Consider the following 11,080-nt stretch of genomic DNA (forward strand, 5'->3'; position numbering starts at 1 on the left):
TTCTATTCCTCCTGTGCTCCATGATCTCTGGAGGTTCCTACGGCGTATGCCTTGCTCAGCCATGGCGCAGCAGGAATTCCCCGTTTCGGTTGATGTAGTGAAATCCCGGACATCATCCGGCACATCGCGCTCTGATACCCACTTAAGATTCTGATATTGTCGCTCAATTTGCGGGCCGTCAGCTCAGATTGCCCCGTCAATTCGGCGATGCTCTCCAAGATGGCCGCCAAAGCAGCCTGACTGCGCGAAATGGAGCGGATCATCTCCAGCTTGACGGCATGTTCAGAGAGACGGTCCCCGCTCATTTGCTGTCTTCTCCAAAACTGAACCCATCACCTGACATGTCTCCAAAACCTTCCCCGCCACCATCATCTTCACCACTGCCCAGCACTGCTTTTAAATTGCTGTAGAGTCCATTCTCCAGTTTAGTCAGCCCTTCGACCATTTCCACGATAACTTCGTGAATGGAGAGGGATTCCTTCAGCTGCTCTTCATGAGATTCGAAAGCTCTAGCGTGGATATGATGTTGTGCCCACTGTTTTACCTTTTCAGCTTCAACCGCCTTAGCTTCCAGAATCATTGCAATGTTCCACTGGATAGTGGCGGTCGACTCCAGCATTTGCAGATAAGCCTTTTCTCTGCTCATCATCCGCCTCCTGCTCCTATAGCGTTACTCTTCTTCTTGGCCGTTCAATTCCTTAATTACTCTGCCTACCCCTTCAGCCATCGCTTCTTCCAGATCTGCAAGTGCATTCAAGTAAGCAATAATATTCTTGTTTACTTGAGTTGAGCTTTCGATCATCCCGCTGATACCGTCAAAACCGGGATCTGCATCTGGCAGATCGTGGACAATTTGCGACATACGGACAGCCACGTGGCGCTCGGCATCTAGTATCCGCGCCATCTGTTCGTGCGTATGGGCCATGTGCTGCAGGACTTTTGTTATTTTATTCTGCACCTTCATGTCTCCTTTGCTCAAACGCCCTGCTACAGCATATGCGGCAGAAGCCGGGACGGTGCCGAGGATATAAAGGCAAGTTACGTCTCTAAACAAGCGGATTGGCGGACTCAGGATACTTTAGAAAATTGCAACAGGCCGTGTAAATGGAAAATAAAAGGCCAACAGCCCGGTCCATTGGAACGGGCTGTTGGCCTTTTGGATTAATAATATTTATTGATGATTCTGTAAAAGAGAACCGCCGTTTCGGCGCGGGTTGCAGCTCCCGTTGGATGGAGCAATTTCCCTTCACCAAGGACAATGCCCTCCCTGACCAGTACGGCTGCTGCCTTCACGGCATAATCAGCCACTTTGGAGGCATCCGCAAATTTGCCAAGGTCGGAGATAGAACCGGCCTCTGCTAATTTTCCTGACTTCTGCAATGCTCTTACGATGAATACCATCATATCCTCCCGGGAAATCTCTGCTCCCGGATTGAACCTGTTGCCGCCGACTCCGCTAGCAATGCCCAATTGTTTGGCGATTCCCAGCGCTTCATAATAGTATGCGTCCTGATCGGCATCCGCAAAGCTCACTTCAAAACCAGCCTTTAAATTAAACGCTCTGACCAGAAGCAAGATAAAGTCCGCTCTTTTCATCTTGGCGCCCGGTTCAAAGAAAGTACTCGACGTTCCCTGAACGATTCCTTTAGCCGCCAGAGCTTCAATAGCCTCTTTGGCCCACAAATGGCTGCCGATATCACTGAAAACAGGTTTCTTTGGCTGCAGTTCCGGTGTTGGTGCCGGTGTTGTCGACGGACCTTCACTTGGCTTCGGAGCTGCCGGCGTTGGCGTTGGAGTCGGGTTACCACCTCCGCCGCCCGAGCCACCGTCCCCGCTGGCCTTTAATGTAGATACGATTCTCACATTGCTTATCTTGGACGTATTTCCTGCTGCATCAACAGCTATAATATAGTATTTGTACTGGGTATCCGCAGATAAACCGCTATCTCTGTATTCTGTTGCCTCCAGTGTCTTAATTTCAACGTCATTGCGGTAAATCCTGTATCCCGTTACTCCCAAATTATCCGTGGAAGGTGTCCATTTTAGATCAATGGCAGAGCTGGATACCGCTTCCGCTCTCTCTATTGTTGGTTCCATGGGAGCCTCAGTATCAACGATGGTTGGTGTCCACCAGTTGCCGGATGCCACAATCATGCTGAGCAGACGCAGATTATTGCCAAAATATAAATCGTCTTCAGTGGAAACGGCCGCATTATAATCCCATAATTTATTCAGCCACTCCTGATTGGATGAATCGATCATGGCGCTGACCATCATCGGTGCGGAGAAGGATGTGTCTGCATAATCATTGATTGCTTCCGTGCCGTCCAGCTTATATCCCGCAAGGATCTTGGCCGGATCATTATCCGCCTTGGCCCGAATCCAGCGGTTCAGCGTGCTGAGCTGCTCTTTAGCCCGGTTATCACCTGTCAGGAGATAATCCGTACTGATCCGCCAGGGAATACGGGAAGAGTTGTAGTTGTAATCCCCGTCATTCTCCGATTCCAGGAAGTATCCATCCGGGGTATCCCATATTTTCTGGCTTACCGGTTTGTATTGCCCATCCGTATCATCCTTGAATACAAAATCTGGCAACAAACCGGCTTTGGGACTGTAATTTTCATACAGACTATTAATGATGTTGTAGGTCTTATCGGTAACACGATCCCAATTGGGGTCTCCGGATACATTTTTAAAATCTTTCAGATGCTGCAGCATAAAATCAGAAGGACGTGTAGCATTGCCGAACATGGAATCATTGTCACTGACCCAATCCGCCAATTTCAATGTCCACTCGGAATGGTTGACATCGCTTTTCATAATGGCGTTGATTACCTTTTTGGCCTGGGACAAGTAGTTAATTTCCCCGCTGCTGCCCCATTGGCTGTCGGCAAGCAGAAGAGCGTAAGCAATATCCATATCGCCGTCGGTTGCCGAATCCACACCATTGATATCAATAATTTCGGTGCCGGTATCTGCTTGCTGCCATGCCATTAAATCGGGATTGATTTCACTTGGATGTGCTCTGAAATAACGATACATCCCGTCAAAATACTTCTTAGCCTCCGGATCATGACCCGCGAGCAAAGCGGTAATCAGCATTCCGTAGCCATGCGCTTCTGAAACTGTAATCTCGTTATTCTCAAACCAATCTCCGTCGCTATACCACACGTAATACTGGTCTGACTGATATGGATTTTGTTTCAGATATTTTGTTTTCCACTCGTTATATAATCTGCCCACCGTAGCGTCCAGTTGGGCCTGAGTCAAGTGATTCGGCTTAATAGAGCCGGCCACATAAGACGTATGCTGCGGAAATGCCTTATGGACACCCTCTCCAGTGGATGAAGGTTTGGTCTTTACTTGAACGGTATTGCTCGCCAGCGATTCCTTCTCTTCTGCATTATAGGCCTTCACAGTATAACTATAGGCCGTATCCGGAGTTAACCCGGTATCGCCGTAGGATATTTCCTTCGTCGTGCCGACCTTGCTGCCGTTGCGGTATACGTTATAGCCCGCTGCCTGAATATTGCCGGCCGATGCCGTCCATTTCAAGTTGATTTGGTAAGGAGAAACCGCAGTTCCTTTTAAATCTGAAGGTGCTGAAGGCGGCTCCGACTCGCTTGGACCTTCGATTGTACTGACTTCGACCGGATCTGAATTGATTCTTGTTCCGACCGCTTTGACAATAAATTCATATTTTTTCGCAGGATTGATATCATCTACCGTGTAGGTGTATTCCGTTTGACCTTCCGCTGCTGGCACATATATACTCCAGTGTGTCTTCACCTTGTCATTCTTCTCATAAATCCGGAATCCTCTTACAGGTTCTGTACTTGCGGAAGGTGCACTCCAGGTCAGAACCGCCTTGCTGCCGTTCAATTTCACCTTCACCGCTTCCGCCGGGTCCGGCTTGGTGTCCGTTCGCTTGATCCCATACTTGTCATATGCTTTTAGGCCGTCGCCAACGGTGTCCGGCTGATTCTCATCCGCTACGGCTGCGGTATATGCTGTAAAGGAAAGCACCCGGTCTGTGATGGAAACATCCGTAAACATCTTCTTCTCCGGCTGTTCGTCAATGGCTGCAAAGTAATCATCATAAGGAACCGGATTCCCGTTTTCGTCCTGAATCTCGCGGGGTTCTCCATTCTCATCCAGTTCATATTGATTGTTCTTATAATAGAATTTATTTCCGAATGCATTAGACATGAGATAGACCGTGCCTTTGGGGTTGAGCGCATTGCCCTCTCCATCAAATGTCAGCTTCTCCTTGGGAATAACTTCATCATTGTACATTTGGAAGGATCTCATATACATATGATCATGGGCCTCGAACACCATATCGATGCCCATCTCGTCAAAGGCAGGAATCAGGTATTTCTTGTAAAACTGGACGCGATCGTCTTCCCATTGTGCAGAATTGTCGCCTGCTGCATAGGGGCTTTTGTGAAAAGTAACAAACTTCCACTTCTTGTCGCTGCGGGCGACCGTACTCTTCATCCAGGCCACTTGGTCCCAGAATTGGTCATCCGCCCATTCCACATCTTTCCCATTCTCTGCAAGTGCCCCCGAATACTGCGAATTGAAGACAAGATAGAGTGCATCACCGTATTCAAAAGAATACACAGAGCCTTCATGGGTATCCGCAACAACCTGTTTCGGCAAGTTGAAATGGTTGTAGAAGTTGTTATTCGGCGTCGTCTCGTCTCCGTCATAATCCATGACCTCATGACCGCCAAGTACAGGCACATATGGCACTTGCAGCAATTGATTCTGGGCTGCTCCGAGCATCCATTGCCACTGCTCCTCCAAATCACCGTTATCCACCAGATCTCCGGCGCTGATCAAGAATTTAGGGTCGCCTATATAATCAACTGCTTTCCGGAAGGTATCACCCCAAGGCTCAAAGTCAGACTTGCTGGAAGCCTGTGAATCGGAACCGGCGATAAAACGGAAAGGCTGGTGGCCGGCAGCATCGGTAGTGAACGAGCCGATAGAGCTCCAATCACCTGATTTACCATTACCTGCCCGAAACTTGTAAGCTGTTCCCGGTTGAAGCTGGTCTGCAATGACTTTATGACTAATAAATTTCGTTTTATGGTTCGTGCTTCTGTCGCTTTTACTCATAAAGGTCTCAATTTCTTCGGCCTCTCCCTGATAAGTCAAAGCCCCGTTCTCCGGGAAAATGTTCCCCATAACCTTTGAGGCTTCTATAACCTGTACCACGCTATCCGTCATTGCATCCGTGTACCAGGCCAAGGCAATGCTCGTCTTTGGATCTCCGTTAAACGTCATATTGATGGATTTTGGAGCAAGAGGCGAATCCTGAACGCCAAAACTCCAGGAAACTTCCCGAACCAGCGGCACAAGATCTGCCCCCTTGATAAGCTCCTTGGGTATAGTTACTGTGTAAGACTTCCCATAAGTCAACGGAGGATGGTTTATCCGCAAAGTATTTCTGTTTAAGACTTCAAGTGTAACCCCATCAACCGGTTGATCGTTCTCATCGGCAAATCGGACAGGATAACCCGGATCAAGGGCAATGGCCTTGTTGAATTTGATTTCAACGGGAGCTTCGGGAGACACATTTCCAGAACCGTCTGCAGGCTGCTGGACAAGATCTACGGTAGGAATGACAGGTTCTTTCCCCGGGATTGGCTCGCCGGACACCTTGATATTTCGGATTCTACTGGAACCTGAACCCCCTATGCCCTCATCATTCCCCCTGGTGTTGCTATCGGAGCTGACGATCCAGCGAATATATAATATTTCCCGATCATTGCTGTTCGGAAGGGGAGTATTCACCAATCTGCAGGTATCGCCCGGGCAATCAAAACTGGAGACGGCCATTTTAAGATTCGTATTCGGCACATCCTCCCACGTTTGTCGGTCTACACTCGTCTGCACTTTAAAATCACGCGGACCTGACCCGGATGAATTTTGCTCAGAGGATAAGGTGATCTTCTCAAACCCGGTTGTAGACACGGTAGCAAGCCAATACTTTTTCCCGTTTCCATTGTCCCAGCCCTGATAGCTGATCGCTTTCTTGCTTACATCCACATCCTCGAACACACCGCCTACATTGCGAAAAGTAGACGCTGTCTCATAGATGCCGTATGTAGCCGAGATTACCCCCACATTTTCAGCGGCCTCATCAAACACCCATTCGGCTATCGTCTTTACACCGGTTATTGAATCTGAACCGACAGCATCTGGTGCAGGTGCAGCATTTGCAATCTGGAATGGCAGCAGTATAAGCACGAGCAACAAAGAAATGGATTGGTGCAGCCTTCTTTTCAAATGACCCTTCTTTTGCACTCTCGTTCCCTCTTTTCGCAGATAATAGTTTAAGCGCTTTAACTTTCACTTGCAGTAGACCCTGATTTTCTTTTCCCCTCCTTAAATACGATTTATATGTAAATATAGCGCATTCATTTCTTTTCAATCTCTGCATATTTTGTTATTGTTAATGATTTTCTACTTTTACCGCTATTTAATTTCTATCCTGTTCAACAGGTCAATGAACGTGATACGATTGATTCAGGTATGAATCATGTTTCTGCGAGGATCATTCCCGCCGGATTGGAGATGACACCCCTGGAAATGAACTTCTATAAGTCTGATCCCTTTCACATTAGCCGAGAGAAAAAAAATGTATCAAGTATGCCTTCAAATCATTATCACGATGCTTATGAAATTCTCTACTTAGTGTCTGGAGAGCTGTACTATTTTATAGAAGACCGAACCTTTCAAATCGTCAGCGGGGTTTTATTGTTCATTAACGCTAATGACCTGCACAGACTGATTAATGTAAACGGTACAATGTACGAAAGAGTTACTTTATTGTTTAAAAGGGAGTTCCTTCGCGACTTTTTTGCGGACAGCCCTCTTCCATGCGACCTCTTCTCCTGCTTTCACTCCAGATCAAATGCGATCAAGTTAAGCGGCAACGACCAGATCTTTGTCGAGAATCTTTTTAGCAAATTGATTCATGAAGACACCAAGAGACCTTCAAATTTCGACTACTATCGGAAAATCCTGTTGATGGAGCTGCTGATCTTCATCCAACGAAAAAAGCTTCCGGATCAAAACGAGCATTTTGTAGAAACGAACCGGACCCATAAGAAAATTTCCCAAATCATCCATTTCATCAACGGTAACTTCGCTGAGCCTCTGTCTCTGGAATACATATCGGACAGGTTCTCCATAAGCACCTCCCATTTAAGCCGAACGTTCAAGGACACAACCGGTTTTACTTTCAGCGAATATGTAAATAACACCCGCCTGAAAGAAGCCCGCTCCCTGCTGCAGGACTCCAAATTAACCGTTTCGGAAATCGCTGAGCGTGCAGGATTTGGTAACCTGACCCATTTTGGAAGAGTATTTAAAACCATGACCGGAACCTCACCGCTCAAATACCGCAAACAGAACCGGATTGATGAAGATAATATCTCTACGCAAGCTTGAGATCAGGTCCTTCGTCCGGACTGCTGCGCCAATCAAGAAAAAACGGGAGCCGTCCATAAGGACGACCCCCGTTTCTCGTAGAAATATAAGCAAAGTATGGTGAAAGATATACTTTCTTATAGTTTATAAAGAAGGAGTGCCCGACCCAAGGCCGGACACTCCACGTTACCGCTGCCACTTATGGCAGTGCATCCTTCAGCTTCTCTCCCGCCTCCCGCAGAGACTGGAACGTCCCCGCATCGCTCCACCAATCCTTGAGAACATCATAGCTGAGCCTGCGGTTAGCAGCATATATATTATTTACATCGGTAATCTCCAGCTCCCCCCTCTTGGAAGGGGATACTTGGCGGATGATGTCAAACACAGCTTCATCGTACATATAAATACCTGTTACGCAAAATTTGGTCTTGGGATGCTCGGGTTTCTCTTCGATATAAGCAATCCATGCAGAATCTTGACTATCGAACACGGGAACACCGTATCTACGTGCGTCGTCCACCGGCTTCAGCAATACCTTTGCTGTACCTTCAGGCTGCCGGAGATAGCTCTCTACGTAAGGCGTCAGATCATCCATAAACAGATTATCACCAAGCAATACGACAAACCGTTCCCCAGGGAAAATGAATCCTTCTGCTAAATCGAGAGCCTCTGCAATGCCTCCAGCAGCTTCTTGAATCTTATAAGTCAGAGATACACCAAATGCTGCACCGCTGCCTAAAAAATCCGTATACAGACCAGCAGACTGCTTGCTGATGACCAGAAGAATGTCGGTAATTCCTCCCCGGCGAAGCCGATCTATGCCGTAACAGACCATAGGATATTTGCCGACCGGAAGCAAATGTTTGTTCATAAGCCGGGTCAGCGGTTGAAGTCTGGATCCTGTTCCGCCCGCCAGTATGACTCCTTTCACTTACTTTCCTCCTCTTTATCTAAGTCCTTTGCCTTCGGATCTGCACTTTATATGAAACTCGTTGGATCCACATTCCATTTGTTCATAAAGAGCTTACGATTTCGTTCCACCAGCTCCTGTAGCCCGGTGTGGTATACCTGCTTGAAGCTCGCACTTCCTTCATGGTGTACAAGGCAATCCCCTGCGATGAGCAATCGATATCCCTTTAGCCTGGCGCGATAACAATAGTCATCATCCTCGTAATGTCCAGGTGAGTAACTCTCATCCAACAGACCTACGGAAGTAAGTAGCTCTCTTTTGAATAAAAAACATAATCCTACCAAACGTTTAGTCTCCAACCATTTTTGAGGATTGGAACGGTTAGTTATCTCTGCAGCCTTATGAAAATCTAACAGACTTTCATAATCCGTCTTCACCTGTTGACGTCCACTCGCATAGTTTGTCACTGGCCCAACAATACCAACTTCAGGAGCACTATATAGCGATCTCTTCAGATTAGTTAACCATCCATGGGAAACCACCACATCATTATTCAGCAGTAACAATTCATCCCCTGATGCTAGCAGTAGACCCAAATTGCAGGCGGATGGAAAGCCTCGATTCTCAGGCAATGAAATAAACGTTATACGATTCGCGCGGCAATAGGCATCCGTTCCATCTGATGAAGCATTATCTACAACGATGATCTCGTAAGGCAGTGGAGTATAAGCACGTATCGATTCCACACAGGACCGCAGCAGTGGCAACGCGTTGTAGGTCGGAATAATAATACTAGTCATCGTCATATCCGGTTCCTCCAAGCGGCTACTTGTCTGCGGTATTCACGCTGCGTTTCGCTATTAAGTAGGCCCCCATCATCTCGACGGGAAAGCACCTCAAGGAGAGCCTCTGCGTGATCCCCTATGATCAGTTTCTCCACAGCATTTCCAGCGCCTATGTTCGCTTGACGCAGCCGATTATGCTTAATCACATTCACCGTTCCAACTTTTTCCACCCTTAGCTTCTTTAATACAGAACGAGCTTGGGCTTTAGGAGGAACTATTAATTCACGGTAGCCTATAGTCTCAAGTGCTCTCCGGGAAAGCGCGTGAGGGACAGCCGTCATAGAGCTAACTCCGAGATCGTACCGTCCAAGAGCATAATTCAGAAACAGCTTGCTGCGAGTAACATCATCGCATAATCCAAAAGAAGGCATCAGTGGATCCAAATCATTAAGAGCCACGTCAATTCCACCATCTACAGCAGCTGTGAATAATCCGAGCTGAGATGCAGGGATAACCATATCTCCGTCCAGGAAGAGCAGAATATCTCCTCGACTCAGCTTCGCACCAATAGCCCGCCCTACATCATGTCCAACTGACTCCGGACAATGCACAACTATTGCTTGACGATGTTGTCTGGAAATGGGAAAGCTGCTATCGCTGCAACCGTTAAGCACGACGATAATTTCAGTAGGTCCCAGCCGCGATACCTGTTGCAGCAGACGTCCCAAGGTCTGCTCCTCGTTACGCGCGGAGATAATAACTGACAAGGTCCCACGTAAGCTCGGTAAATTCAGCACCTCGCGACCTACCTTGGATTGCCGAGACAGAATCGGTGGCCGAGCGGTAGGGATGCCTCTTTTTACCGAACGATTCGCTACCCTTTGGCGGGGTGCCAGTGTTGTTTTGGCCTGACTAGATGCTGAACGTTTCTTTACCGTACGAGTTGCTGTTCCTCGTCGAACGGCAGAGCTACCAGACACTTGTAACAGAGCAACCATCATCTCACCATCTCTCTGCGCCGGGTTCCGTCGGTGAACCCCGCCCTGTTTCCCCGGTGTTTAAGCAAGAGGGATACAGCCTCCATATGATCTGCTGTAATCAACTGCTGCAAAGGATCTGTGCCATCTTCCTTACGTCTGACCGCATTCAGTTTCCCTACATGCACTTTGTGAGCAGCTACCACACGTAAACCACTCAGAACTGCCTGAGCATGTGCCAGAGGGGGACGAGATAATGATTGACTCCCTAAGATTTCAAGCGCTCTTCGGCTGATTGCGTGCGGAACCGCCGTCATCGAACATCCTTTTAGATCCGGACGGCCAAGTAAAATATTAAGTGCATGTTTGGACAGCACCACCGGATGGGGCGAAAGTCTCCTTACCGGTCCGGAATAATCATTAAGCGCTATGTCTGCGCCACCACTAATGGCGGTGACGAAAGGACGTAGCCCCGAGGCAGGAATCACTAAATCTCCATCGGTAAACAAGAGAACCTCTCCCTTAGCTACCTCTGCTCCGACACTGCGACCAGCGTCGTGTCCCAGCGGCAACTCATAGGAAATAACATGCGCACCAAGCGAAAGGGCAATTTCTGCCGTTTGATCGGCTGATCCGTTGACGATTACAATAACCTCGCAGCGCGGATGGACCCTTCTAGCTCCGGATATCACTCCCGCAATGGTCTTCGCTTCGTTCATGGCAGGAATAATAACAGAAACATAGGGATTTGGATGGTTAACGATAGGGATTGCGGCGACTTGCCGCACTGGGCGTGAAGTCCGCCGTTTGATCCGAGAGACCCGCCGTCCCGTGCGGCGGGCAGAAGTACGTTTGGGCTTCATGCTCATCCACCTTCCTTACAGAGCCTATTCGTCAGGCTGAGGGTTACATCACAGTTTATGTACTACGCCGAACAGGGTAACGGCCTTTGTCTCCTGTCA

The 11,080-nt window shown here is 48.1% G+C and carries 9 protein-coding genes; 1 reads left to right on the forward strand and 8 read right to left on the reverse strand.

All coding sequences use genetic code 11. The features are described 5' to 3' along the window. Nucleotides 1-2 precede the first annotated feature (2 nt). From NYE25_RS15955 to NYE25_RS15970, 4 genes are all read right to left on the reverse strand, one after another. Nucleotides 3-305, reverse strand: a complete 303-nt coding sequence (locus NYE25_RS15955) for a hypothetical protein (RefSeq protein ID WP_042130853.1) — start codon at nt 303-305, stop codon at nt 3-5. Beyond that, nucleotides 302-646, reverse strand: coding sequence for a hypothetical protein (locus NYE25_RS15960; protein WP_042191502.1), 345 nt, complete (start codon nt 644-646; stop codon nt 302-304). The genes NYE25_RS15955 and NYE25_RS15960 overlap by 4 nt, the downstream gene beginning before the upstream one ends. A gap of 24 nt (nt 647-670) precedes the next feature. After that, entirely contained in the window at nt 671-958 is a 288-nt protein-coding gene (locus NYE25_RS15965) for a hypothetical protein (protein WP_042191504.1), read from the reverse strand. Between the two features lie 203 nt (nt 959-1,161). After that, nucleotides 1,162-6,318: a glycosyl hydrolase family 8 gene (locus NYE25_RS15970; RefSeq protein ID WP_341146365.1), complete on the reverse strand. Its 5,157-nt coding sequence runs from the start codon at nt 6,316-6,318 to the stop codon at nt 1,162-1,164. A 285-nt stretch (nt 6,319-6,603) separates the two neighbouring features. Here NYE25_RS15970 and NYE25_RS15975 point away from each other — a divergent pair, with 285 nt between their 5' ends. Next, nucleotides 6,604-7,467, forward strand: a complete 864-nt coding sequence (locus tag NYE25_RS15975; protein ID WP_341146366.1) for an AraC family transcriptional regulator — start codon at nt 6,604-6,606, stop codon at nt 7,465-7,467. Nucleotides 7,468-7,645: 178 nt separating this feature from the next. On the opposite strand, the gene NYE25_RS15980 is transcribed toward NYE25_RS15975, so the two are convergent. From NYE25_RS15980 to NYE25_RS15995, 4 genes are read right to left on the reverse strand one after another with little or no spacing between them, the layout of a single operon-like run. Beyond that, nucleotides 7,646-8,377 (reverse strand): sugar phosphate nucleotidyltransferase, encoded by a 732-nt coding sequence (locus NYE25_RS15980; RefSeq protein ID WP_042191506.1) that lies wholly within the window; start codon nt 8,375-8,377, stop codon nt 7,646-7,648. A gap of 47 nt (nt 8,378-8,424) precedes the next feature. Beyond that, on the reverse strand, nt 8,425-9,162 hold the full coding sequence (locus tag NYE25_RS15985; RefSeq protein WP_341146367.1) for a glycosyltransferase family 2 protein: 738 nt from the start codon (nt 9,160-9,162) through the stop codon (nt 8,425-8,427). After that, entirely contained in the window at nt 9,159-10,142 is a 984-nt protein-coding gene (locus tag NYE25_RS15990; protein WP_341146368.1) for a glycosyltransferase family 2 protein, read from the reverse strand. The genes NYE25_RS15985 and NYE25_RS15990 overlap by 4 nt, the downstream gene beginning before the upstream one ends. Beyond that, a complete protein-coding gene (locus tag NYE25_RS15995; RefSeq protein ID WP_341051868.1) occupies nt 10,139-10,981 on the reverse strand; it encodes a glycosyltransferase family 2 protein in 843 nt (280 codons plus the stop codon). Before NYE25_RS15995 ends, NYE25_RS15990 begins: the two co-directional genes overlap by 4 nt. Nucleotides 10,982-11,080 lie beyond the last annotated feature (99 nt).

This window comes from Paenibacillus sp. FSL E2-8871 (assembly GCF_038000345.1).
GTDB lineage: Bacteria > Bacillota > Bacilli > Paenibacillales > Paenibacillaceae > Paenibacillus_AQ.